Raw genomic sequence first — 23133 nt, 5'->3', positions numbered from 1 at the left:
TCCATTGCGAATCGGAACCACAGTGCGAAACTGGCGTTTTGATAGGTAAGTCATAGAAGGGTATTCTTGCATGACCACCCGCCGTTCCTTCCTCGCGACCGCTGCTGCCGCAACCGGTCTGGCCGCGATCCCCGGCTTTGCTCAGGCCGCCTTCGAGCTTCCCGCGATCCTGCAACCGCAGGAAGTCGCCTTCGACGCGGCCTACCAGCCGGGCGAGATCGTGATCCTGCCGCGCGCCTATTTCCTCTACCACGTGACCGCCCCGGGCGTCGCCACCCGCTACGGGATCGCCGTGGCCAAGCCGGGTCTCGGCTGGACCGGCACCGCCACGATCCGCCGCAAGGTGGAATGGCCGACGTGGCGTCCCACGGATGAGATGATCGCCAACAACCCGTCGAGCTATGGCAAGTTCAAGGGCAACACCGACCGCATGGCCGGCGGCCCGGGCAACCCGCTGGGGGCCCGCGCGATGTATCTCTACGAGGGGGGCAAGGACACTTACATCCGCATCCACGGCACGGTGCAGCCCTCCAGCATCGGGCACAATGCCTCCTCGGGCTGCTTCCGGATGCTGAACGAACATGTCAGCGCGCTCTACGACAAGGTGCCGATCGGCACCAAGGTGACCGTGCTCTGATCATGCGCCCTGCAAGGGGTGTCGCCGGGGGCCCGCAGGCCCCCGGTGTCGAATCCGGGGTCGATTGGACGACGCGCCGCTCAGAGCGCGCGCTTGACCCAGTCGACGATCTGCGCGCCGGGCATCGCGCCGGACTGGCGGGCCTTCTCGCGGCCACCGGAGAAGGCAGCCATCGTCGGGATACCGCGGATGCCATAGGCCTGACCGGCCTGCGGATGATCCTGCGTATTCAGCTTCACCAGCCGCGCCTGCCCCTTCATCGCCACCGCCGCCTTGGAAAACTCCGGCGCCATCATGCGGCAGGGGCCGCACCACGGCGCCCAGAAATCGACGACCAGCGGCACCTCGTCGGTGCGCGCGGCCTTTTGCAGCGTGGCGAAATCCACCTCCTGCACCTTGTCCGAGATCAGCGGCGCACCGCAGGTTCCGCATTTGGGTGCGGACATCAGCTTGTCCTCAGGCACGCGGTTGACCTGTCCGCAGTCAAGGCACGTGATCTTCTTGCCAGCCATCGCGGCCTCCATATTTACATTCGTTTCCCGATATATGTACGCGAGCGCGTCGGGAGAAGCCCCCGCACCGGCTTTCGCGGAGGCGCGGCGTGAAAAGACGTTGGACAGCCGCGCCGCGGGACGTCAAGAAGAGGCGGATGCTCCGTTTTCTTCTCCTCGCCCTGCTGAGCCTCGGCACGGCCGCCTGTTCCTCGCTGCCGCCCCCGCAGGAGGCCGAGACCTCCCCGATCATTCATGAGCCGAACCTCCACAGCGAGGTCGACAAGCTGATCGTGCTGGTGCCCGGCGCCATGGCGACGGTGGACATCTTCAGCCCGGTGCTTGGCTGGGACGACCGCGACAGTTCGATCCTCGCCTTCCGGTTCCCGGGTCTCGACGGGCTGCCGCTGGACCACCGGGTCGATATCCTCGAGTCCGGCGCCTACATCGCCGATGCGGTCAACCGCATCCGGCCCAAGCATCTCTACCTCATCGGGTTCTCGACCGGCGGGCCGGTGGCGCTGGAAGCCGCGCGGCGGGTGGAGACGGCAGATGTGCATGTCGCCCTCGTCTCCTCGGCCAGCTCCTTCCCCGACACGCTGGTGGCAGCGGCAGAGGGCGCGGTGGACGTGGCCAGCGCTTTCATCCGGTCTGGCGGCCAGTCGATGGATGCCGCGTGGCTGGAAAACTACCGGACGCTGCTCTACGGGCGGCGCCACTACGAACAGCCCGGTCTGGCCGAGAAGAGCGAAGCCCTCGCGGAGGAGCAGCGCGGCCATATCACCACGCCGTCGGTCAAGATGACGTTGGCCCATACCGGCAGCCTGATGGGCTGGGTCTACCACCCCGATCCAAAGCTGGAGCGCGCCAGCATCGCCCTGTTCCACGGCGAGGACGACAACCTCTTCCCGCTCAGACGTGCCCGCCGCTTCGCCGGTGAGATCCCGGCAGATGCGTTCTATACCTATCCCGAACAGGGGCACCTTCTCTTCGTGACGGCGCCCACGCTCTTCGACGACATCCACAGGTTCTTTGGGCTGGACGATGACTGACACCGCCCTCTGGGACGTAATCGTGCTTGGCGCCGGGCCCGCAGGCTCTGCGGCCGCCTTCACGGCGGCGCGGGCCGGGCTCCGCGTCGCGCTGATCGACCGCCACCGCCATCCACCTCGCCATGCGGCGTACGCTGGATGCGGATATGTGCCGCCGCGCGCTGGAGGCGGGGGCCGAGGATTTCACCGGGGTGAGGGTCACGGGGATCGACCCGGCGGCCCCTGCCGTCACCCTTGCGGACGGGCGCAGGCTCACCGCCCGGGTGCTGATCGGCGCGGATGGCGTGAACAGCGAGGTCGCCCGCGCCCTCTTCGGCCAGCCCTTCAACCGGCGTCACGTCGGCTTCGGGCTGGAGGTGGAGGCCCCGGCCACCGCCGACAACCCCGACGCCCCGGTGCGGATCGACTTCGGCGTGGTGCGATACGGCTATGGCTGGCACTTCCCCAAGGCGGTGAGTTCCACCATCGGGGTGGGCGGCATCCTGTCCCGCAACCCTGCGATGAAGCGCGCCATGGCCGACTACGTCACCGCGATCGGACGCGGGGCGGAGGAGAAGGTGAAGGGCCAGTTCCTGCCTGCCGGTGACTTCCGCCGCGTGCCCGGCGCAGGCCGCGTGCTGCTGGCGGGCGACGCGGCGGGGCTGGTCGATCCCTTCACCGGCGAGGGAATCGCACTGGCGATGAAATCCGGCCAGCTGGCGGCCGACTCGGCCATTGATGCGCTGCGGCACAACCATCCCGACGACGCGCTGCCGCGCTATCGCCTGGCCCTGCGCCCGATGCACGCCGACCTGCGGCAGGCCATCCTGCTGCGCAAGCTGGTCTATGCCCGGCCGTTGCAGAGCGCCATTGTCGCCGCGTTCAAACGCCCCTCCGGCCGCCTGCGCCGCCTGACTTTTGAACTGCTTGGCGGCGAGATCGAGTATGCCGACCTCAGCCGTGCCGCGCTGCGGCGACTGCCCGGGCTTCTCCTGCGGCGCTAGTCGGCGGCGCTGCCCGGCGCCGGGCCACGCGCATTTTAATTGACACAGACAATCACTTTTGGTTCCTTCCCATGGCGAACAGGGAGGACATCATGCGCATTTCGGGGCGAGCCCCCATGCCATTGGCATGGCGTGCCGGGCCGTGGGCCGGGCTGAGCGGAGGCTTTGACAGCCGGCCCGCGGGCTGGGATCCTGTGCGCGCATGGTCCGGCGGGGCCTCGGCCCGCACCGGCTCCGGAGGAAGGAAACGTCACGCATGAATATCGCCGATCTTGACGGGCTCAGGGTCCACTACACCGACGAGGGCGACCCGAACGGCGCGCCCGTCGTCTTTGCCAATTCGCTGGGGACCGACCTGCGGCTCTGGGATGCGGTGCTGCCGCTGCTGCCCGCGGGCCTGCGGCTGATCCGCTATGACAAACGCGGCCACGGCCTGACCGATTGCCCCGATGGCCCCTATTCCATGGGCGCGCTCGTGCGCGACGCAGAGCGGCTGATGGACCACCTCGGCGTGAAGGACGCGCTCTTCGTCGGTCTCTCCATCGGGGGGATGATCGCGCAGGGCCTCGCGGTGAAGCGGCCGGACCTGATCCGCGCCGTCGTCATCTCGAACTCCGCCGCCAAGATCGGCACCGCCGAGATGTGGGAACAGCGCATCGGCACGGTGAAGGAGCAGGGCATCGCCGCCATGGCGGATGCCATCCTCGAACGCTGGTTCCACCCCGCCTTCCGCGAGACCACGGAATTCACCGGCTGGCGCAACATGCTGATCCGGCAACCCACCGAAGGCTATGCCGGCTGCTGCGCCGCCATCGCGGGCACCGATTTCTACACGCCCACCGCCAGCCTGCGGATGCCGGCCCTCGGCATCGCGGGCAGCGATGACGGCTCCACCCCGGCCGACCTCGTGCGCGAGACGATCGACCTGATCCCGGGCTCCCGCTTCGAGGTCATCCGCAAGGCAGGCCACCTGCCCTGCGCCGAACAGCCCGAGGCCTATGCCGCCCTCCTCACCGACTTCATCAAGGGAACCGGACATGTCTGAGAGAACCGCAAAATTCGACCGTGGCATGGAGGTGCGCCGCTCGGTCCTGGGCGACGCCCATGTCGACCGCGCCGAAGCCGCCAAGACCGAATTCGACGAGCCGTTCCAGACCCTCATCACCGAGGGCGCCTGGGGCACGGTCTGGGCCTCTGACGGGATCTCGCAGCGGGAACGCTCGATGATCACGCTGGCCCTGCTGGCCGCGACCGGCAACTTCGAGGAAATCCCGATGCACATCCGCGCCACCGCCCGCACGGGCGCCAGCAAGCGCGACGTGCAGGAAGCCTTCCAGCACGTCGCCATCTATGCCGGCGTGCCCAAGGCGAACCACGCCCTGAAACTTGCCAAAGCCACCTACGCTGAAATGGAGGAGAGCCAAGATGACTGACAGCGCCCGTGACCTGGGGCCGCTGGTGCCGCGCAACCGAGACGCGCACCCGCCGGCCTATTACCCCGACTACAAGACGACCGTGCCGCGCTCGCCGCAATGGGCGCTGCTGTCGATGGAATCGACCCCGTCGGAGGAGACGGGCCCCCGGTTTGGCCACAACAAGATCCAGCCGCTGGACAACAACCTGATCCTGAACTGGACCAAGGGCGAGAGCCCCGCAGTCGGGGAACGGATCCTCGTCCACGGTCGCGTGCTGGATGAATTCGGCCGCCCCGTGCCGCATACGCTCGTGGAAATCTGGCAGGCCAACGCGGGCGGGCGCTACCGCCACGTGAAGGACACCTACTTCGCCCCGCTCGATCCGAACTTCGGCGGCTGCGGTCGGACCCTGACGGACGAAAACGGGTACTACGAGTTCCTGACGATCCGCCCCGGTGCCTATCCCTGGCCGAACCGCGCCAATGACTGGCGCCCGATGCACATCCACTTCTCGATCTTCGGGCACAGCTTCGGCCAGCGGCTGATCAGCCAGATGTATTTCGAGGGTGATCCGCTGATCAACCTCTGCCCCATCGCGGCCACGATCAAGAGCCGCAGCCAGCTCGACAGCCTCGTCGCGCCGCTGGATATGGCCAAGTCGCGCCCGATGGACTTCCTGGCCTACAAGTTCGACATCGTGCTGCGCGGCCGTCGCCAGACCATGTTTGAAAACAAGCTGGAGGGTATGTGAGATGGTCCAACCGCTCAACGATCGCCTGATGGAAAGCCCGTCGCAGACCGCGGGCCCCTACGTTCACATCGGCTGCATGCCGACCCATGCCGGCAATGCCGGGGCCTATGCGGAAGAGATCGGCACCAGCCCGATCGAAGACGGCTGCGCCGGTGAGATCATCACCATCAAGGGCGAGGTCTTCGACGGCACCGGCTGGGCGCTGCGCGATGCCATGATGGAAAGCTGGCAGCCGGACGCCGCGGGCAAATTCCCCGGTCAGGACGGCGCGGACCCCAAGGTTTCGGGCTTCTGCCGCTTTGCCGCCGATGGCACCACCGGCGAATTCACCCTGCGCACCGTCAAGCCCGGCCCCGTGCCGATGCGTGGCGGCGGCATGCAGGCGCCGCATATCTCGGTCTGGGTCGTGGCCCGCGGGATCAACACCGGCCTGCAGACGCGCATCTACTTCGAGGACGAGGACAACAGCAACGATCCCCTGCTGAAGCGGATCGAGCAGCGTCCCCGCGTCGACACGCTGATCGCCAAGAAGGAGGCCGACGGCGTCTACCGCTTCAACATCGTCCTTCAGGGCAAGGACGAGACGGTCTTCCTCGACCTCTGAATGGCACGTTTCGTGCTGATCCACGGCGCCTGCCACGATGGCAGGTGCTGGCACCGCGTGATCCCCGAGCTTGAGGCCCGGGGACATGCGGCTATCGCCCCGGATCTGCCCGGGCGCGGGGCTGACCCGCGCCCGCACGGCACCCTCACCCTCGATGACTATGCCGAGGCCGTGCTGGCCGCCACCGAGGGCCCCACGATCCTCGTCGGCCATTCCGCGGGCGGGTTCGCCATCTCCCGCGCGGCCGAACTTGCACCGCAGAAGGTCCAGCGCCTCGTCTATCTCTGCGCCTTCCTGCCGCGCGATGGCGCCTCGCTGACGGGCATGACCGAAGGCTGGCCGCGCGCACCGCTCAAGGGCATCGCCCGGCGCCATGGCGACAGCTATGCCGTGGACCCCGCCCTCGACGACCTGCGCTTCTATCAGGATGTCGCGCCCGACCTGCGCCGCGCCGCGCAGGCCACCCTCGTGCCCGAACCCATGGCGCCCCATGCAGAGCCGATCCGGCTGGGCACGAACTGGCAAAACACCCCGCGTTCCTATATCCGCTGCACCAAGGACCTGACCATCGACCCTGCCCGACAGGCGGAGATGGCGGCAGATTGCGACCCGAAGGACAGATACGACATGCCCACCGGCCATTCCCCCTTCCTCTCCGATCCGCGCGGGCTGGCCGCGCTGCTGCACCAGATCGCGGGAGGGCGCTGACATGGCTGGCTCCGTCCACGACAGCTCGATCTATCACCGCCTGTTCCCTGCGGGCGATCTGGGGCGGCTCTTCTCCGACAGCGCCGAGGTCCGTGCCATGCTGCTGGTCGAAGGCGCGCTTGCCAAGGTGCAGGGCAGCCTTGGCGTGATCCCCGAGGTCTCGGCCGCCGCGATCCACCGCGCCAGCCTCGAGATCCCCCTCGACCCCTCCGGTCTGGCCGAGGCCGTGGCCACCAACGGCGTGCCGGTCCCCGGCCTTGTCGCTGCCTTCCGCAAGGAGATGCAGGCGCCCGAGCATTCGCAATACGTCCATTGGGGTGCCACCTCGCAGGACATCGCCGACACCGGGCTGATGCTGCGGATGCGGCAGGCGCTGGACCTGATGGAGAAGGGGCTGACGGCCCTGCTCTCCACCCTCGCCGATCTGGCCGAGGCCCATGCCGAGCTGCCCATGGCGGGCCGCACCTATGGCCAGCACGCGACGCCCGTGGGCTTCGGCGCGGTCGTGGCCCATTGGGGCGCGCCGCTGGCGGATCTGCGCGACGCCCTGCCCGCGCTGCGCGATCAGGTGCTCTGGGTCTCGCTCTCGGGTGCGGCGGGCACCGGCGCGGCCTTTGGCGACACCGCGCTCGAAACCCGCGCGAAACTGGCCGAGGCGCTTGGCCTGCGCGATCCGGGCCGGTCGTGGCACGCGGATCGCAGCCCGGTGCTGGCGCTGTCGGCGTGGATGGCCCGCCTCGCCCTTGGCCTCGGCAAGATGGGCGAGGACCTGATCGCCCTGACCATGAGCGGCATCGGCGAAGTGCGCCTTGGCGCGACCGGCGGCTCCTCGACCATGCCGCAGAAGCAGAACCCGGTGCAGCCCTCCGCCCTCGTGGCGCTTGGCCGGCAGGTCGCGGGGCTGAACGCCACGATGCAGGGCGCCGCCATGCCCCGCAACGAACGCGACGGGGCCGCGTGGTTCACCGAATGGCTGACGCTGCCGCAGCTGGTCCTATCGACCGGCGCGGCGCTGAACGTGGCACAGGAACTGGCCGCAGGGGTGCAACCCGACGCCGCCGCCATGAAGCGGACCCTCGACGCAGGTCAGGGCCTGATGCTGGCCGAGGCGCTGACCTTCCGCCTTGCCGCCGACATGCCACGCCCCGAGGCGCAGGCGCAGGTGAAGGACATCTGCAAGACGGTGATGGCCGAGGGCTCGGACCTTGCCACCGAGGCGCAGAAGGTCTTCCCCGACCGTGACCTCGGCGATCTCTTCGACATGTCGCGCCAGCTTGGCACCGCCCCGGCCGAGGCCCGCGCCTTCGCGGCCCGCGTCCGGGGATAACAGCGCGGCGTATCGCCCCTTCCCTTGCGGAATTCTATTCCATTAGGGTGATCCCTATCAGCAGGCCCCTGTCCGGGCCTGCCGTCAGGGAGGCATGAGACGTGGAAAAGATCAGGGCGGCCGTCTGTCGCGAATACAACGCACCCCTCACCATCGAGGAGGTGCTTCTGGCGCCCCCCGGGGAGGGTCAGATCGAGGTCGAGATTGCGGCGGTGGCGATCTGCCATTCCGACATTTCCTTCCTGCAGGGCGGCTTTGGCGGCACCCTGCCGACGATCGCCGGGCACGAGGCAGCCGGTATCATCACCAAGCTGGGCGACGGCGTGAAGGGCCTGAAGGTCGGGGATCATGTCTGCGTCACGCTGATCCATTCCTGCGGCCACTGCCGCAGCTGCGCCTCGGCCAGCCCGACGACCTGCGAAACGCCCGTGCCGCAGCCGGGGCCGCTGTCGCTGCCCGACGGGACGCCGATCCTGCAGGCCATGGCCTGCGGGGCCTTCGCCGAGAAGGTCGTGGTGGACCAGAGCCAGGTCGTGGTGATTCCCTCCGACATGTCGATGGAGGCGGCCTCGCTCGTTTCCTGCGGGGTAATCACGGGGCTGGGGGCCGCCGTGAACGCCGCCAACGTGCGTCCCGGACAGGACGTCGTGGTCATCGGCGCGGGCGGCGTTGGTCTGAACGCCATTCAGGGCGCGCGCCTCGCCGGGGCCCGCCGGATCGTCGCCGTGGACATGACCGAGGAGAAACTGGCCGTCGCCCGCGAATTCGGGGCCACCGACGGGGTGCTGGCCGAGGGCAAACCCTGGGCCGCGGTGAAGGCTCTTCTGGGCAAGGGCGCCGACAGCGTGCTGGTCACCGTGGGGGCCGCCCCGGCCTATGACACCGCGCCGCGCTACCTCGTTCCGACCGGCCGGGTGATCGCCGTGGGCATGCCACACCTAGATAAATCATCCACTTACTCGCCGATGCTCCTGGCGCGGCAGGCGCAGGGCATCGAGGGCTCGATGATGGGCAACGTCATCATCCGGCGCGACATCCCGTGGATCGTGGACCTCTACCAGCAGGGCCGGATCAAGCTGGACGAGCTGATTTCCGGCCGCTGGCGGCTGGAGGAGATCAACGAGGCGATCGCCGACACCGTGTCCGGCGCCGCCCGGCGCAACGTGCTGCTGCTGCGCTAAGCCCCCAACGCAGGCCCTGATGGGTCAACACCGGTGACATGAACGCCGCAGCGCGAAAAATTTATCGTGCTGCGGCGGGCCCACCTCATGGCCCATCTTAAAAACGCGCTACAAAGGTGTTACATAACGCCCACAGAAACCTGCAAGACCGTTACGCCCGTGGAAGACCAGACCGACGTCAAAGCCCCTCCTGCCGAAATGGCCCGCGCTGCGGGCAATGCCGCCGCGTTCCTCAAGACGCTGGCGCATGAAGGGCGTCTGATGATCCTGTGCCACCTCGGCTCGGGCGAGAAATCGGTGGGCGAGTTGGAGCAGCTTCTGGACTTCCGTCAGGCCGCTGTCAGCCAGATGCTGGCCCGCCTGCGCGAGGAGGGTCTGGTGCAGACCCGCCGCGACGGCAAGACGATCTATTACTCCCTCGCCAGCGACGCCACCTCCGAGATGATCGCGCTGCTTTACAGGCTGTTCTGCAACCCCAGCTCCTGAGCTTATCTTCCGACATTTCCGTGGGCGTCCGATCCGAAGGCGGCGTCCACACCCGGTACGCGAGATCGTGCCTGCGCTGCGGCGAAGTTTCGCGCAGGCGCAGAAACCTCGTGGAACCCGCTGGTATCTCATGCGTTTAAAGCGCTGTGGGGACGCGGGTACCAGCCGGCAAGCCCCGGGGAAATGGCGTGAAATTGCCGCGCCGCAGCCCAGCGATTGCAACCCTGACGGTCTTTGGCTTTGCTAGGTGTACCGTCGTCTCATGAGGCCCGACCTTTGTATTCTGACAATACGATTTCCCGCTGTATTGCCACCGAACCGACCGTGAACCGCCGCCGCATGCTTGCCCTGCTGGCGGGGTCCAGCTGCTTGACCGTTCTGCCGCGCCTCGCCCGCGCACAGGACACGACGACGCCTGCCGATCCTGCGGCTGCTCCCGCGCCCGACGCGGCCCCCGCCTTCTCCTTCGACGAGCTGAGCGCGCAGATGCAGCGCCTCGCGACCGAGGATTACACCGCGCCGGGTGGGCCGTCGGGCTTCATCGCCGACCTCGGCTACGACGATTACCAGAACATCCGCTTCCTGCCCGAACGCGCCGTCTGGCACGAGACCGGCGCACGATTCCAGCTGCACGCCTTCCACCTCGGCTGGCTCTTCAAGCAGCCGGTGCAAATCTTCGAAGTGGCCGAGGGTCAGGCCCATCCGCTGACCTTCTCGACCGATGACTTCGATTACATGAACGGCCTGCGGGACAAGATCCCCGAGCATGCCGCCCTCTCGGGCGTCGCCGGGATGCGCCTGACCGCGCCGATGAACCGCCCCGATGTCTATGACGAGGTCGTGGCCTTCCTCGGGGCTTCCTACTTCCGCGCGCTTGGCCGGGACAACGCGTACGGGCTGTCGGCCCGCGGCCTGACGCTGAACACCGGCCTTGCCTCGGGCGAGGAATTCCCCCGGTTCTCGAACTTCTACGTCGACCGCCCCGCGCAGGGGCAGGGCACGATCACCGTTTACGCCACGATGGAGAGCCGCTCTCTCGCCGGGGCCTATCGCTTCGTCATCACGCCGGGCAGCGACACCGTCATGGAAGTGACCGCGCGGCTCTACATGCGCAATGACGTCGAGCAGATCGGCATGGCGCCCCTGACCTCGATGTTCCTCTTCGGTCCGGGCGACATGGGCGATTTCGACGACTACCGCCCCCGCGTGCACGACAGCGACGGGCTGACGCTGATCAACGCGGACGGGCGCTGCTTCTGGCGGCCGCTGAACAACCCGTCGAAGCTGGCCAATTCCTACATCGGCAGCCGGTCGCCCCGGGCCTTCGGCCTGATGCAGCGCAACCGCGCCTTCAGCGAACAGCTCGACGCGGGTGCTGCCTACGAGCGCCGCCCCTCCTGCCGGATCGAGCCGATCGGCGACTGGGGCCCCGGCACCGTGCGGCTGGTCGAGATCCCCTCCGACAAGGAAACCAACGACAACATCGTCGCCTTCTGGGTGCCCGAAACCCAGCCCAAGGCCGGCGAGGCGCTGGAATTCTCCTACCGGATGCACTGGGGCGACCTGCCCCCGGATGAGACCTCCGACACCGCATACGTGCTGCGCACGCTGGCCGGCCACGGCGGTGTCTCCGGCGGCGAGGCGGTCGAGGATCAGCGGAAATTCGTCGTCGACTTCGCCGGCGGGCTTCTGTCGGAACTTCCGGCGGATGCGGCCGTTGAACCCCAAGTAACAATTGAGAATGGCGAGCTCGTCGAAGCAATCCTCTCGAAAATTCCCGGCCGCGACACCTGGCGGCTGGTGATCGAGGTTTCGGCCTCGGACGGCGCCGTCGTGGAACTGCAAGCCCATGTGGAAGGGTTCAACCGAATCCTGACAGAGACATGGATCAACCAGTGGATCAAAGCATGAGTAACGAAGCACACCTGTTCGACCAAGCTCCCGAAACCGAGGCCCACGTGAGCATCGCGCCGCCTGACGCGCCGCTCGCGATGCCGCGCCAGCAGCTCGAGGCGCCCGCCCGTCGCGGCGCGTCTCTGCTTGCCCGGCTCATGCATTTCGGCGGACGTGCGGCACAGGGCTGACCCTCAGGTCTGACCTGCCGCACCACCCGCCCGGCGCGTCCGCCCCTTACGGCACGCCGATCCAAAGCGGACCCAAGGGGATGACGCCGGCCCGACCGGCATGGCGCCCGTTTCGGGCGTTCAGGGGAGTTTTCTGACATGCCGGACCGTGCTCCGATGAAATCCAAGACGCTCGTGTCGCGCCTCGTCGCGATCGGCTTTGCCAGCCTGCTGGGCCTCGGCGCGGCCGGGCTCGTCTTCGAGGCCGCCATTCAGGACGGGCTTCAGACGACCGACGTGCTGCGCGCGCTGCTGATCTGGATGACGACGTCGTGGCTGGCATGGGGTGCGGCGCAGGCCCTGCTGGGTCTGGTCCCCCGCCGGATCGAAACGGGCGACCTCTCCGCCATCGACCCGCGGGCGCATCGCACCGTGGTGCTCGTCCCGATCTGCAACGAGGACCCGCGCACCACCTTCTCGCGCGTGGCCGCGATGGACATCTCGCTTGCCGAGGCGCAGCTGACCGGCGCCGTGGATTTCGCCATCCTCTCGGACACCCGCGATGACACGCTGGCCCGGCAGGAACGGCAGTGGTTCGACAAGCTGCACCGCGATCGTGACGGCGCAGGGCGCATCTTCTACCGCCGCCGCACCGACAACTGGGGCCGCAAGGCCGGCAACATCGAGGAATTCATCACCCGTTCCGGCGGTGCCTATGATTTTGCCGTGATCCTCGACGCCGACAGCCTTATGGAAGGCGAGACCATCGCCGAGATGATCCGCCGCATGGTGGCGGAGCCCCGCCTCGGGCTGCTGCAGACCCTGCCGCAGATCGTGGGCGCGCAGTCGCTCTTCGGCCGCGCGATGCAGTTCTCCTCCACCTTCTTCTCGCCGGTCTTCTCGCGCGGGCTGGCGCATATGCAGGGCGATACCGGCCCGTTCTGGGGCCACAATGCCATCGTCCGCGTGCGCGCCTTCGCCGAAAGCTGCGGCCTGCCGGAGCTCAAGGGCCGTCCGCCCTTCGGCGGGCATATCCTGTCGCATGACTATGTCGAGGCGGCGCTGCTGGCGCGGGCCGGCTGGATCGTGCGCCTCGACGAGGACCTGCGCGGCTCCTACGAGGAAGGCCCCGAGAACATCGTCTCCTACGCCAAGCGCGACCGCCGCTGGTGCCAGGGCAACCTGCAGCATTCCCGCCTGCTGACCGCCCCCGGCCTGCGGTTCTGGAGCCGGTTCGTCTTCCTTCAGGGCATCACGGCCTATATCGTCTCGCTGATCTGGGCGGCGTTCCTGATCGTCAGCCTCGTGGCCTTCGCCACGGCGCCGCTGCCGAATTACTTCCCCGATCCCTACCAGCTCTTCCCCTCCTTCCCGTCCGACCGCACGCGCGAGATCGTGGGCCTTGGCATCGGGGTGATCGGCCTGCTGATCCTGCCCAAGTTCCTCATCCTGCTACACGCCATCGCGACGCGCCGCACGCCGGGCTTCGGCGGGGCCTTCACCACCTTCCGGTCGGTGCTGGGAGAGCTGCTGCTGTCCTCGCTGATGGCGCCGGTGATGCTGATGTACCAATCCCGCGCGGTGCTGCAGGTCCTGATGGGCCGCGACGGCGGCTGGCCCGCGAACCAGCGTGGCGAGGGCCGTCTGTCCCTGCGCCAGTCCTGGGCCGCCAGCGGCTGGATCGTGACCTGGGGCACCCTCGTGCTGGCGGCGCTGACCCAGTTCGCGCCGACGCTGGCCCTGTGGCTGCTGCCGGTCTGCGTGCCGATGATGGCCGCACCGCTGCTGATTTCCTGGTCGTCGCGCCCCGCGCGTTCCCGTCTCTTCCGCGTGCCGGGAGAGCTGGAGGCCGCCCGTGTCGTGACGCTCTACCACGGTGTCACCTCGAACTGGCCCGAAACGCTGGAGCCGCAGGCCGCGACCAAGACCGACACAGGTGAAGGAGGCACCCATGTCACAGCCTGAGGCTAAACCCATCACAATGCCCGGCCCCCAGGGCCCGGTGAAGGCCAAGCGCGACCTGCGGATCGACATGTTCCGGGGTCTGGCGCTGGCGATGATCTTCATCGACCATGTGCCGGGCAATCCCTACGAATACGGCACCGTCCGCAACATCGGCTTCTCCGATGCGGCCGAGGCCTTCTTCCTGATGTCCGGCATCGCCGCGGGGCTGGCCTATTCCGGGCGGTTCCTGCCCGAGCGGATCGCGCGCACCGGCGTCTGGCAGGCCATGGCGCCGCTCTGGTCCCGGGCGTGGCTGCTCTACGTGATCCACGTGCTTCTGACGGTGACCGCCATCGCGATCTTCGCGGGCGGGGTGCTGATGTTCCGCGCGCCGGAGTTGATGCAGGAGATCAATCTCGCGCCGCTGCTGGCGAACCCGCTGCAGGCCGTGATCGGCATCCCGCTGATGACCCATCAGCTGGGCTACGTGAACATCCTGCCCGCCTATGCGGTGCTGCTCTTCGTGCTGCCCGCGATCATCCCGCTGGCCGAACGGTTCCCCTACGCGACGCTGGGCGCCTCGCTGACGCTCTGGTTCACGGCGGGGCTGGTGCGGCTGAACCTGCCCAACTTCCCGAACGAGGGCGGCTGGTTCTTCAATCCCTTCGCGTGGCAGGCGCTCTTCACCATCGGGCTGCTGACCGGCATCTTCATGCGCCGTGGCGAACGGTTCGTGCCCGTGCATCGCGGCCTCTTCTGGGCCTGCGTCGGCTACCTGCTGTTCTCGCTCGCGTGGCTCTACGTGCCCGGCATGGGCCCGCGGATGGATGCGGCGATGACAGCGCTGCGCGAGGCTGGCGTGCCGTTCCACATCACCAATCAGGACAAGACCTTCCTGGCCCTGCCGCGCTTCGCCCATGCGCTGTCGCTGGCCTACGTGCTGTCTTGCCTGCCCGTCGTGGTGACCATCGCGGAAAGCCGCTGGACCGCGCCGCTGCGCCTGATGGGCCGCCACGGTCTGCAGGTCTTTGCCGCGGGCACGCTGCTGGCGCTGCTGTTCCAGACCGTCGTGCTGACCCACGAGCACCTGCTGTGGCCCGCCCTTGTGCTGCCGCCGCTGGGTCTGGCGCTGCAACTGATGCTGGCATGGGGTCGCGAGACCTCGGCCCGCAGTGCCCGCCGCGCACGGGTCGCGCCCAAGGCCCCGGCCAACACGCCGCGCCCGGCCTACAGACCGGCCTTCGCCGCGGCCCATGTGCCCGCGATGCCGTCCGGCGTCGCCCCCTTCGGCGCGGTGCCCGCCATCGCGGCCCCCCTGCGCCAGCGGGCCCTCCTCGGCTGAGGGACGTGGATCAGCGCAACCGGACGTAGGGCACCGCCCGCGCCCGGTTGAGGCCCAGCGTCAGGCTGTCCGCCCCGGTTTTCACGAGGCAGACCGGCCGGCGGGCCGGACCGTCCGCCATCAGGAAGAGCGCCCGGCCCGTCCCCAGCGGGGTCAGGGGGGCCGCCCGTCGCGACGGCCCGATGCCCCAGTGAACCATGCCATCCCGGATCTCGAAGACAGCGCCTTCCTCCGGCATGTGCCAGTGCCCCTCCAGCCCCTCGGGCAGGGGCGCCTCCCCGACCGGCAGCAGGCGGCAGGGAGCGTGGCCGATAGAGCCCTCCAGTGCCGCGCCAGTCCAGCGCAGTCGCATGGGCGCCGTGCCGGAACAGCTTTCGGCCCAGCCCTCGCCCCCGTCATAGAGCGCCTCTTCCGTGCCCATGTGCACCAGCGAGGTGGCCTTGACCTCTACCCACCGCGGGCCGTCCGCTTCGACATAGAGCCCCGTGGGCAGGGTGCCGGGCGCGACCGGCACCGGCATCGGTGCCTCCAGCAGGGCCGCGAAGGTGGCGAGGACGAGCGAGAGCGCCTTCACGTCGTCCCGGTTCGACAGCACCACGACGCCGACACCCGCCTCGGGCAGCGTCAGGAATTGCGCCCGATAGCCCGCCTGTGCGCCGCTGTGCCCGATCAGCACGTGATCGCCAAGCGGCACGCGGTAGAGCCCCAAACCATAGGGTGTCTCGGTGCCGTCGCTCAGCGACCGCTGCGCCGACATCCCGTCCCAGAGCCCGGACAGCACCCCCTGCCCGGCCAGCAGCGCGGCCACCCAGCGGGCCATGTCCGTGGCCGATGCGGCAAGGCTGCCCGCCGCGCTCAGGTGCATCCCCTGCCCGCCCGGCTGCCACTGCGCGCCGTCATGCCAATACCCGGGCGCAAGGCCCAGCACCGGGTCGCCCCAATGCTCCGGCACGGCGAACCGCGTGCCGAGAGGGCCGTTGATCGCCTCCGCCACGAAGCCTACCAGCGTCAGGCCGCGCCGTTTCAGCGCCTCCTCCACCAACCGATACCCGGCGTTGGAGTAGGAAACCTCGGACCCTGCCGCGAAGTTCAGGCCGGTCATCCGGGCGTGGTAGGCCATCAGGGTCCCGGCCTCGGACGGCGCGGCCGAGGACAGGCCGAGCAGCGACAGGCTTTCGCGGGTGTCAGCCAGCCCCCCGGTCATGGAGAGCGCGCGCGCCACCGTGACCTCCGCCAGTGCCGGGGCGAGCTCTGGCAGATGCGCGCCCAGAGGATCGTCCAGCGCGATCGCCTCGGGATGGGACAGGACCATGGCGCAGAGCAGGTGCTTGGTGACCGAGGCGCAGCGCGACACCGTGTCGGGCGTGAAGGGCAGCCCGTGGTTCAGATCCGCCAGCCCGCCCGAGACGGCAAAGCGCAGCCCGTCGCGATCAAAGCCGACAATGGCCCCGCCCGGACCGTCCGCAGCCCATTGCGCCACCGCGTCGGAGGCGGCGGCTTCCGCCGCAGACCACTGGAATGCCTTGCCTTTCATCATGTGAACCTCCTAAGGGTAGCGCCGGACCCTGCGGGGCATCGCCGGGGCGATGCTGCTTGCCTAGCCTTGTCATATTGTATGATAATTCAAGAGGCCTCGAATCAACCTGATCCGCGGCCCTGTATTCCGTTCCAGTGCCCGCGATCTGGCGGGCCTGCCGCCGCCCGCAAGGGCCCCGCCCCAGACCGACAGGCCCCGTTTGACCGACACCACCACCCGCGCCGCCCTGACCGAAACGCTCGCCGAGCAGAACACGCTGGCCGACGGGCTGAGCACCGCACTGGTGCAGCCCAAGACCGTGCGCGAGGCGGTGGTCGAGAACCTGCGCACCGCGATCATCGAGGGCCGGCTGAAGCCCGGCCAGCGGCTGGTGGAGCGCGAGATCTGCGAGGCGCTCGGCGCGTCGCGCACCTCTGTCCGCGAGGCGCTGCGCACGCTGGAGAACGAGCGGCTGGTGACGGTGACCACCCACCGCGGCCCCGCCGTCACCCGGCTGACCAAGGCCGAGGCGGCCGAGATCTTCGGCCTGCGCGCCGAGTTGGAAGCCCGCCTTGCCCGCGCCTATTGCGAGCAGGCCCCCGAAGGCGAGGACGCGATGCTGCTGGCCCTGCACCGGGCCCACAAGACCGGCGCCGAGAAGCGCGACCTGATCGGGCTGGTGCGGATGATGGTGCAGCTGAACGAGCATATGATCACCGTCTCGGGCCTTCAGGTGACGGGCGACCTGCTGCGCAGCCTGCTGGCGCGGATTTCCCGCCTGCGGTTCCTCGCCATGGAGAACCCGACCCGTATCCACGACTCGCTGGCCGAGATCGACGCGATCATCGAGGCCCTTGTGAAACGCGATGCGGATGCCGCCGATGCGGCCATGCGGCGCTACGTGGCCAATGCGGCCCGCGACGCGCTGGAGCGGTTCAACGAGGAAACGGGCGCCTGAGGGCCTGAGGGGCCGCACGCAGTCCCCGGGCTCCCTGCCCCGCAAACCATCCCAGCATCCGACCGGCCGAACACCGGCCTCTCTCCGTCCGGCTCTGTCCCGGGAGACGGGGCGCGCCCGCCCGGCAGCGCCCCGTCCCGGTCGCCCAGTCACTGCGGTGTCAGCGTCCGCAGGGCGGGCGGGCAGGCGACGCGATGGGCCGCTGCCACGTCTGCAAGGTCCGGCACCGACTGCCGGCAGGCCGCTTCTGCCATCGGGCAGCGCGGGTGGAACGGACAGCCGTCCGGCCGGTTGGTCGGGCTCGGCGGGTCGCCCTCGATCGGCTTGCCCGCCTCCTGACGCTCCAGCGTCGGGGCCGAGGCGAGAAGCGCCTGCGTGTAGGGATGCGCGGGCTTGGAAAAGACCTGCTCCGCCGCGCCGATCTCGACGATCCGGCCGAGGTACATGATCGCCACCCGGTCGCAGAGCCGCTCCACCACCGAGAGATCGTGGCTGATGAAGAGATACGTCAGGTCGTATTGCGCCCGCAGCTCCAGCATCAGCTTCAGCACGGTCGCCTGCACCGACAGGTCGAGGCCCGAGGTCGGCTCGTCCAGGATCACCAGCCGGGGCCGCAGCGAAAGCGTCCGCGCCAGCCCGACGCGGCGCTGCTGCCCGCCGGAAAGCTCGTGCGGATAGCGGCGGCGGAAGCTGTCGTTCAGCCCGACGGCCAGCAGCATCTCCTCGATCCGGGCGTCACGCTCGGCCTTGTCGGTGACGCCGTGGATCTTCAGCGTCTCGTGCAGCGTGTCGCCGATGCGCCACCACGGATCGAGCGCCGCGCCCGGATCCTGATGCACGTACTGGATGTCGGACCGGATCGCGCGTGCGGCGGAGGCCCCGCGCCCGCCCACGTCCTTGCCCTCGAAGAGGATCTTGCCCTCGGTCTCGCGTTCCAGCCCCAGCAGGGTGCGGGCGAGCGTGGACTTGCCACAGCCGCTTTCGCCCACCAGCCCCAGCACCTCGCCCGGGGCGAGCTGCAGGTCGATCCCGTCCACGGCCTTCACCAGCGGCTTGGGCCGTTGCAGAAGCTTGCGCGTGCCGCCGTAGTGTTTCTTGAGGTCTACGGTTTCCAGCAGGGGGGCCGTCATGCGACTTCCTTTTCGTGAATGCAGGCGATGCGGCGGCCATCGGCGCGCCGGTCCAGGCCGGGCCGCGCGGTGGTGCAGGCCTCGGTCGCGCGCGGGCAGCGCGGGGCGAAGCGGCAGCCCGGCGGCGGCGTCAGCGGCGAGGAGACCTGCCCGGGGATGCCGGTGATCTCGGTCGCGCGCTCGGGGTGACAGGCCATCAGCATGCCGGTGTAGGGATGACGCGGCGCGTCGATGATCTGGCGGGTGGTGCCGGTTTCCACCGTCTGGCCCGCGTACATCACCGTCACCCGGTCACAGATCTGGGCCACCACGCCGAAGTCGTGGGTGACGAACAGCATCGCCACGTTGAAGTCCTTGGCCAGTTCGCGCAGCAGGCGCAGGATCTGCATCTGCGTCGTCACGTCGAGCGCGGTGGTCGGTTCGTCCGCGAGGATCACCGAGGGCCGCGAGGCAAGCGCCCCGGCGATCAGGATCCGCTGCCGCTGCCCGCCCGAGAACTGGTGCGGGAAGCGGGTCAGCGCCTCTTCCGGGTCGGGGATCTGCACCGCGTGCAGCACCTCGATCAGCCGGGCGCGGTGCTTGGCGCGCAGCTCCTTGGTGTAGCGCCCGCCCTTGGGGTCGTCGGGCAGGCCGCTCCAGCGCAGGATCTCGAGGATCTGGTCGCCCACGGTGAAGACCGGGTTGAAGGCCTGGAACGGGTCCTGCGGGATGAAGCCGATCTCGCGGCCGCGCAGGGTCTGCGCGATCTTCGGGTCCATCAGGCTCTGCCCCTTGAAGGTGACCGAGCCGCTTTCGATCCGGGCGCCCTTGGGCGGCAGCCCCATGATCGAGCGGATCAGGGTGGACTTGCCGCAGCCGCTTTCGCCCACCAGCCCCAGCACCTCGCCGGGGTGGATCGAGAAATCGACGTGGTCGAGGATCTGCGCCAGACCGGCGTCACCCTTGACCGAGAGTTTCAGGTCACGGACGGAGAGGATTGCGTCGCTCATGCTCAGGACCTCCGCAGTCGGGGATCGACAAGGTCACGCAGACCGTCGCCCAGCAGGTTGAAGCCCAGCACCAGCAGCAGGATCGCGAGGCCCGGGAAGGTGGCGTACCACCATTGCTCGGGCAGGTACTTGCGTCCTTCCGAGATTTGCAGGCCCCAGTCCGGCGCCGGCGGCACCGCGCCCACGCCGAGGAAGCCCAGCACGGCGGCGGTGAGGATCACGAAGCCCATGCCCACGGTGGCCCGCACGATGACGGGGGCCGCGACGTTGGGCAGGATGTGGAACAGCATGATCCGGGTCTTGGAGGCGCCGTAGCCCTCCAGCGCCTCGACGAAGAGCGAGGCGCGCACCTTCTGCGTCTCGGCATAGACGGTGCGGGTGAAGAACGGCCAGTAGGTCACCGCGAGGGCGATCATGGCGCTGATCTGGCCACGTCCGAGGAGCTGTGCGATCGCGATGGCGAGGATCAGCTGCGGCACGGCGAGGAAGACATCGGTCACCCGCATGATCGCGCTGGAGGCCCAGCCGCTGCGGTAGCCCGCGATCAGCCCGAGCGGCACGCCCACGATCATCGAGACGACCACCACGAAGAGCGAGATCGTCAGCGCCGAGCGCGTGCCCACGATCACCCGTTCAAAGATGTTGCGGCCAAGGTCATCGGTGCCGAAGGGCATGTCGGCCGAGGGCGGCTTCAGCCGCATGATGATGTTGCCGCGGTTGATGCGGTCGACGTTGTCGACCAGCAGTTCGGGAAAGATCGCGAGGATGACCGCGGCCAGGACGATGAGCGCGCCCAGGACGGCGGGCAGATCGCGCAGGAATTTCTTGAGGATCAGCATGCGGGAGCCTTCACATTTTCTCGGCGACGCGGGGGTCGAGCAAGCCTTGGGTCATGTCGACGAGGATGTTCACCACGCCATAGATCGCGCCAATCACCAGCGTCACCGCCAGCACCACCTGGTAGTCGGAGGTGAAGATCGCCTGCACGAGGTAGGAGCCGAGGCCGGGCCAGTCGAAGACGGCCTCCACAGCGACGGCGTTGGAGATGAAGCCGCCGAAGAGCAGGCCGACCTGCGTCACCGGCGTCACCAGCGAGTTGCGCAGCACATAGGGGAAGACCACGCGGTGGCGGGGGTAGCCGACGGCCTGTTCGTAATTTGCGTATTCGCTCTGCAGCGAGGCCACCACGGCAGAGCGGGTGAACCGCGCGACCGTCGCGACACCGCCGAGAGAGATCGTCACGGCGGGCATGATGATGTGCAGGATCGCCTGCCAGGTGATGGCGAAATGCCCGGTCACGAGACTGTCGAAGATATACATGCCGGTGATGTCCGGCGGCGGCGCCATGCCCGTGGGCAGCCGCCCGCGCAGCGGCAGGATCTCGAAGCCCATGGCAAAGACCAGCTGCAGCATGATCGCGAACCAGAAGGAGGCCGTGGCCAGACCGGCCACCGAGACGATCCGCACGCTGTGGTCGAAGATCGAATTGCGCCAGACACCGGCCAGCGTGCCCAGCAGGATGCCGAGGACGGTGGCGATGACGAGGGCGACGAGGGTCAGTTCCAGCGTGGCGGGCAGCTTGTCGAGGATGTCCTCGCTCACCGGCCGCTGGGAGAAGAGGGAGACGCCGAAATCCCCGCGCAGCACGCTGACGAGGTAATCCCAGAACTGCACCACCAGCGGCTGGTTCAGGCCCAGTTCCTCGCGGATACGGGCGATCATCTCGGGCGTGGCGTTGTCGCCGGCCATGATGGCCGCGGGATCGTTGCCACCCAGCCGCAGCATGAAGAAGGTCAGCAGCAGCAGGCCGAAGAGGACGGGGATGATCAGCAGAAGCCGGCGGATCAGGAATAACAGCATGGGAGGGATCGGTGCCTTTGGGAAGGGGCCTGTCGGGTCTTGCAGAAAAAGCCCGGCCGGGAAGGGGAACCGGCCGGGCAGTGCCGCTTACTCTTTGACGGAGAGCCAGCGGAAGTCGGCGCCAGAGCCGACGGGGGAGAACTTGAAGCCTTCGAGGCGATCGCTCAGGCCGCGCAGGGCGACGGTGTTGTAGATCCAGACGTCAGCCGCCTCGTCCACGATCGTGCGATAGGCTTCCTTGTAGAGCACTTCGCGCTCCGCCTGATCGGTCACGTCACGGGCCTGTTGCAGCAGGTCGTCGACGTGGGGGTTCACGTACCAGGACGATGCTTTCCAGGTGCCGTTGAACTGGCTCGAATACATCTGGCCGATCCAGTTTTCCGGGTCGACGAAGTAGGTCGAGACCCAGTGCACCCACATGTCGGGGGTGGATTCAACGGTGCCGGTCGAGGTGGCGAGGTTCGCCCAGGTGTCGCCGACGACTTCGACGTTCAGGCCAAGCTCGTCGAGACCCTGCTGCATGACCTGTGCGGCCTGCGTGGTCTGGTCGAGCCCCGAGAGGATCTTGATCTCGATCTTGCGGTCGATGTCGGCGCCCTCTTCACGGGCGAGGTCACAGAACTCTTTCGCCTTGTCGAGGTCGTAGCTGTAGCCTTCGACGCTTTCGTCCACGCCCCAGAGGTTCGAGGGCAGCGGGCCGACGTTGCGCTTCACGAGGCCGCCGAGGACGACCTCGTTGAAGCCGTCGTAGTTGAAGGCGTAGCTGACGCAGCGACGGAAGTTCACGTTGTCGAACGGCGGCTTCTGGTTGTTCATCCGGATCAGCATGATCCGCATGGATTCGTCGCTCTGCACGCGGACGCCGTCGGCGGCCTTGATGCGCTCCACCTGGTCGGTCGGCAGGTAGCCGTCGGTCGCATCGGTGTCACCGCGCAGCAGCGCCAGAACCCGGGTCGAGGTTTCGGTGAAGGTCGGCACGTGCACGACGTCGACGGGGTTCGCGTTGTCGTCCCAGCCGTAGAAGTGATCGACGTTGCGGTTGAAGTCGGCGTTTTCCAGCGGCTTGTAGGTGTCCTCGTTCAGGATGTAGGAGCCCGAGCCGGCCTGGTGGGTCGAAAGCCACGCGGCGCCCAAGTCGCCATCGGCTTCATGCGCCTGCACCACGTCCTTGTTCACGATCGCGACCAGCGGCATCGTCGACAGGAAGGGCGCATAGGGCTTGTCGAGGACGAAGCGGGTGGTCAGCTCGTCCACGGCCGAGACGTTTTCCGGCTTCAGCACGGGCTTGAAAGCGCCCGACGGGCCTTTGCCGATCTCCAGCAGGCGCTGGAACGAATAGACTACGTCTTCCGAGGTCATCGGGGAGCCGTCGGTGAAGGTGATGCCCGGCTTCAGGGTGAATTCCCAGGTCAGGCCGTCTTCGCTGACGGTGTGGCTTTCGGCCAGCCAGTTGCTCAGCTCCGGCGGGTTGCCGATGTAGCGGTAGAGGCTGTCGTAGGCGTTCAGCATGTAGAGTTGCATCGGCACGTCATAGACGACGTGCGGGTCGAGGCCCTTGGGCGTGCCTTCGCCCCAGACGATCTCGGTCTGGGCCTGCGCCGAGACAGAGATCGTGGCCGTGGCGAGCGCAGTCGTCGCGGCCAGAAGAAGGGTGCGGAATGTCATGTCGTGTCGTTCTCCTTGTTGGCCCGACGGG

At 68.2% G+C, this 23133-nt stretch carries 23 protein-coding genes and 1 pseudogene; 17 read left to right on the top strand and 7 right to left on the bottom strand.

The window, feature by feature from the left end; all coding sequences use genetic code 11:
• Positions 1-70: 70 nt before the first annotated feature.
• Positions 71-637, top strand: coding sequence for a L,D-transpeptidase (locus tag LCM32_RS16200; RefSeq protein WP_224822133.1), 567 nt, complete (start codon positions 71-73; stop codon positions 635-637).
• 80 nt (positions 638-717) lie between these two features.
• On the opposite strand, the gene trxC is transcribed toward LCM32_RS16200, so the two are convergent.
• Positions 718-1149 (bottom strand): thioredoxin TrxC, encoded by a 432-nt coding sequence (trxC, locus tag LCM32_RS16195; protein ID WP_224822132.1) that lies wholly within the window; start codon positions 1147-1149, stop codon positions 718-720.
• Positions 1150-1286: 137 nt separating this feature from the next.
• On the opposite strand from trxC, the gene LCM32_RS16190 reads away from it, so the two are divergent.
• From LCM32_RS16190 to LCM32_RS16120, 15 genes and pseudogenes are all read left to right on the top strand, one after another.
• Positions 1287-2180 carry an alpha/beta fold hydrolase gene (locus LCM32_RS16190; protein WP_224822131.1) on the top strand — a complete coding sequence of 298 codons (894 nt, stop codon included), beginning with the start codon at positions 1287-1289 and terminating at the stop codon, positions 2178-2180.
• Positions 2173-2265, top strand: a pseudogene (locus LCM32_RS16185) (FAD-dependent oxidoreductase); the annotation flags it as partial. The gene LCM32_RS16190 and the pseudogene LCM32_RS16185, both read left to right, overlap by 8 nt.
• Before the next feature lie 37 nt (positions 2266-2302).
• Entirely contained in the window at positions 2303-3163 is an 861-nt protein-coding gene (locus tag LCM32_RS16180) for an NAD(P)/FAD-dependent oxidoreductase (RefSeq protein WP_224822130.1), read from the top strand.
• A gap of 256 nt (positions 3164-3419) precedes the next feature.
• The gene (gene pcaD, locus LCM32_RS16175; protein ID WP_224822129.1) at positions 3420-4208 is read left to right on the top strand and encodes a 3-oxoadipate enol-lactonase; all 789 of its coding nucleotides are present in this window, start codon (positions 3420-3422) and stop codon (positions 4206-4208) included.
• Positions 4201-4596: a 4-carboxymuconolactone decarboxylase gene (gene pcaC, locus LCM32_RS16170; RefSeq protein ID WP_224822128.1), complete on the top strand. Its 396-nt coding sequence runs from the start codon at positions 4201-4203 to the stop codon at positions 4594-4596. The genes pcaD and pcaC overlap by 8 nt, the downstream gene beginning before the upstream one ends.
• Positions 4589-5329: a protocatechuate 3,4-dioxygenase subunit beta gene (pcaH, locus tag LCM32_RS16165; RefSeq protein WP_224822127.1), complete on the top strand. Its 741-nt coding sequence runs from the start codon at positions 4589-4591 to the stop codon at positions 5327-5329. The genes pcaC and pcaH overlap by 8 nt, the downstream gene beginning before the upstream one ends.
• A 1-nt stretch (position 5330) precedes the next feature.
• Positions 5331-5933, top strand: a complete 603-nt coding sequence (pcaG, locus tag LCM32_RS16160; protein ID WP_224822126.1) for a protocatechuate 3,4-dioxygenase subunit alpha — start codon at positions 5331-5333, stop codon at positions 5931-5933.
• Positions 5934-6641 (top strand): alpha/beta fold hydrolase, encoded by a 708-nt coding sequence (locus LCM32_RS16155; RefSeq protein WP_224822125.1) that lies wholly within the window; start codon positions 5934-5936, stop codon positions 6639-6641.
• Between the two features lies 1 nt (position 6642).
• Complete coding sequence (locus LCM32_RS16150) at positions 6643-7968, top strand: lyase family protein (RefSeq protein WP_224822124.1); 1326 nt, start codon at positions 6643-6645, stop codon at positions 7966-7968.
• Positions 7969-8069: 101 nt separating this feature from the next.
• Positions 8070-9149: an alcohol dehydrogenase catalytic domain-containing protein gene (locus LCM32_RS16145; protein ID WP_224822123.1), complete on the top strand. Its 1080-nt coding sequence runs from the start codon at positions 8070-8072 to the stop codon at positions 9147-9149.
• A gap of 198 nt (positions 9150-9347) precedes the next feature.
• A complete protein-coding gene (locus tag LCM32_RS16140) occupies positions 9348-9635 on the top strand; it encodes an ArsR/SmtB family transcription factor (RefSeq protein WP_224822122.1) in 288 nt (95 codons plus the stop codon).
• Positions 9636-9974: 339 nt separating this feature from the next.
• Entirely contained in the window at positions 9975-11546 is a 1572-nt protein-coding gene (locus LCM32_RS16135; RefSeq protein WP_224822210.1) for a glucan biosynthesis protein G, read from the top strand.
• On the top strand, positions 11543-11719 hold the full coding sequence (locus LCM32_RS16130) for a hypothetical protein (protein WP_224822121.1): 177 nt from the start codon (positions 11543-11545) through the stop codon (positions 11717-11719). The genes LCM32_RS16135 and LCM32_RS16130 overlap by 4 nt, the downstream gene beginning before the upstream one ends.
• Positions 11720-11857: 138 nt before the next feature.
• Positions 11858-13663, top strand: coding sequence for a glucans biosynthesis glucosyltransferase MdoH (gene mdoH / locus LCM32_RS16125; RefSeq protein ID WP_224822120.1), 1806 nt, complete (start codon positions 11858-11860; stop codon positions 13661-13663).
• Positions 13664-13679: 16 nt separating this feature from the next.
• Positions 13680-14984, top strand: a complete 1305-nt coding sequence (locus tag LCM32_RS16120; RefSeq protein ID WP_224822119.1) for an OpgC family protein — start codon at positions 13680-13682, stop codon at positions 14982-14984.
• Between the two features lie 10 nt (positions 14985-14994).
• On the opposite strand, the gene LCM32_RS16115 is transcribed toward LCM32_RS16120, so the two are convergent.
• On the bottom strand, positions 14995-16521 hold the full coding sequence (locus tag LCM32_RS16115; protein ID WP_224822118.1) for a serine hydrolase domain-containing protein: 1527 nt from the start codon (positions 16519-16521) through the stop codon (positions 14995-14997).
• Positions 16522-16720: 199 nt separating this feature from the next.
• On the opposite strand from LCM32_RS16115, the gene LCM32_RS16110 reads away from it, so the two are divergent.
• The gene (locus LCM32_RS16110) at positions 16721-17458 is read left to right on the top strand and encodes a GntR family transcriptional regulator (protein ID WP_224822117.1); all 738 of its coding nucleotides are present in this window, start codon (positions 16721-16723) and stop codon (positions 17456-17458) included.
• A gap of 149 nt (positions 17459-17607) precedes the next feature.
• Here the strand turns inward: LCM32_RS16110 and LCM32_RS16105 are convergent, their stop codons facing one another.
• The 5 genes from LCM32_RS16105 to LCM32_RS16085 all read right to left on the bottom strand — a co-directional run bounded on the left by LCM32_RS16105 (position 17608) and on the right by LCM32_RS16085 (position 23102).
• Complete coding sequence (locus LCM32_RS16105) at positions 17608-18588, bottom strand: ABC transporter ATP-binding protein (RefSeq protein ID WP_224822116.1); 981 nt, start codon at positions 18586-18588, stop codon at positions 17608-17610.
• Positions 18585-19577, bottom strand: coding sequence for an ABC transporter ATP-binding protein (locus tag LCM32_RS16100; protein WP_224822115.1), 993 nt, complete (start codon positions 19575-19577; stop codon positions 18585-18587). The genes LCM32_RS16105 and LCM32_RS16100 overlap by 4 nt, the downstream gene beginning before the upstream one ends.
• 2 nt (positions 19578-19579) lie before the next feature.
• Positions 19580-20416, bottom strand: a complete 837-nt coding sequence (locus LCM32_RS16095) for an ABC transporter permease (protein WP_224822114.1) — start codon at positions 20414-20416, stop codon at positions 19580-19582.
• A 10-nt stretch (positions 20417-20426) separates the two neighbouring features.
• Positions 20427-21437 carry an ABC transporter permease gene (locus tag LCM32_RS16090; protein WP_224822113.1) on the bottom strand — a complete coding sequence of 337 codons (1011 nt, stop codon included), beginning with the start codon at positions 21435-21437 and terminating at the stop codon, positions 20427-20429.
• An 87-nt stretch (positions 21438-21524) separates the two neighbouring features.
• A complete protein-coding gene (locus LCM32_RS16085) occupies positions 21525-23102 on the bottom strand; it encodes an ABC transporter substrate-binding protein (protein ID WP_224822112.1) in 1578 nt (525 codons plus the stop codon).
• Positions 23103-23133: the final 31 nt, after the last annotated feature.

The sequence above is a fragment of the Pseudooceanicola nanhaiensis genome, assembly GCF_020171315.1.
Taxonomy (GTDB): domain Bacteria; phylum Pseudomonadota; class Alphaproteobacteria; order Rhodobacterales; family Rhodobacteraceae; genus Pseudooceanicola; species Pseudooceanicola nanhaiensis_A.
This window is presented reverse-complemented; position numbering and strand designations above follow the sequence as displayed.

Excerpts from the sequence above, each read along its gene's own strand:
- LCM32_RS16120 (WP_224822119.1), top strand. The coding sequence starts at position 13,680 with ATGCCCGGCCCCCAGGGCCCGGTGAAGGCCAAGCGCGACCTGCGGATC.
- LCM32_RS16130 (WP_224822121.1), top strand. The coding sequence starts at position 11,543 with ATGAGTAACGAAGCACACCTGTTCGACCAAGCTCCCGAAACCGAGGCC.
- pcaH (WP_224822127.1), top strand. The coding sequence starts at position 4,589 with ATGACTGACAGCGCCCGTGACCTGGGGCCGCTGGTGCCGCGCAACCGA.
- LCM32_RS16150 (WP_224822124.1), top strand. The coding sequence starts at position 6,643 with ATGGCTGGCTCCGTCCACGACAGCTCGATCTATCACCGCCTGTTCCCT.
- mdoH (WP_224822120.1), top strand. The coding sequence starts at position 11,858 with ATGCCGGACCGTGCTCCGATGAAATCCAAGACGCTCGTGTCGCGCCTC.
- pcaG (WP_224822126.1), top strand. The coding sequence starts at position 5,331 with ATGGTCCAACCGCTCAACGATCGCCTGATGGAAAGCCCGTCGCAGACC.
- LCM32_RS16200 (WP_224822133.1), top strand. The coding sequence starts at position 71 with ATGACCACCCGCCGTTCCTTCCTCGCGACCGCTGCTGCCGCAACCGGT.
- LCM32_RS16100 (WP_224822115.1), bottom strand. The coding sequence starts at position 19,577 with ATGAGCGACGCAATCCTCTCCGTCCGTGACCTGAAACTCTCGGTCAAG.
- pcaC (WP_224822128.1), top strand. The coding sequence starts at position 4,201 with ATGTCTGAGAGAACCGCAAAATTCGACCGTGGCATGGAGGTGCGCCGC.
- LCM32_RS16135 (WP_224822210.1), top strand. The coding sequence starts at position 9,975 with ATGCTTGCCCTGCTGGCGGGGTCCAGCTGCTTGACCGTTCTGCCGCGC.
- LCM32_RS16090 (WP_224822113.1), bottom strand. The coding sequence starts at position 21,437 with ATGCTGTTATTCCTGATCCGCCGGCTTCTGCTGATCATCCCCGTCCTC.
- LCM32_RS16180 (WP_224822130.1), top strand. The coding sequence starts at position 2,303 with ATGCGGCGTACGCTGGATGCGGATATGTGCCGCCGCGCGCTGGAGGCG.
- LCM32_RS16105 (WP_224822116.1), bottom strand. The coding sequence starts at position 18,588 with ATGACGGCCCCCCTGCTGGAAACCGTAGACCTCAAGAAACACTACGGC.
- LCM32_RS16140 (WP_224822122.1), top strand. The coding sequence starts at position 9,348 with ATGGCCCGCGCTGCGGGCAATGCCGCCGCGTTCCTCAAGACGCTGGCG.
- LCM32_RS16190 (WP_224822131.1), top strand. The coding sequence starts at position 1,287 with ATGCTCCGTTTTCTTCTCCTCGCCCTGCTGAGCCTCGGCACGGCCGCC.
- trxC (WP_224822132.1), bottom strand. The coding sequence starts at position 1,149 with ATGGCTGGCAAGAAGATCACGTGCCTTGACTGCGGACAGGTCAACCGC.
- LCM32_RS16095 (WP_224822114.1), bottom strand. The coding sequence starts at position 20,416 with ATGCTGATCCTCAAGAAATTCCTGCGCGATCTGCCCGCCGTCCTGGGC.
- LCM32_RS16085 (WP_224822112.1), bottom strand. The coding sequence starts at position 23,102 with ATGACATTCCGCACCCTTCTTCTGGCCGCGACGACTGCGCTCGCCACG.
- pcaD (WP_224822129.1), top strand. The coding sequence starts at position 3,420 with ATGAATATCGCCGATCTTGACGGGCTCAGGGTCCACTACACCGACGAG.
- LCM32_RS16155 (WP_224822125.1), top strand. The coding sequence starts at position 5,934 with ATGGCACGTTTCGTGCTGATCCACGGCGCCTGCCACGATGGCAGGTGC.
- LCM32_RS16115 (WP_224822118.1), bottom strand. The coding sequence starts at position 16,521 with ATGATGAAAGGCAAGGCATTCCAGTGGTCTGCGGCGGAAGCCGCCGCC.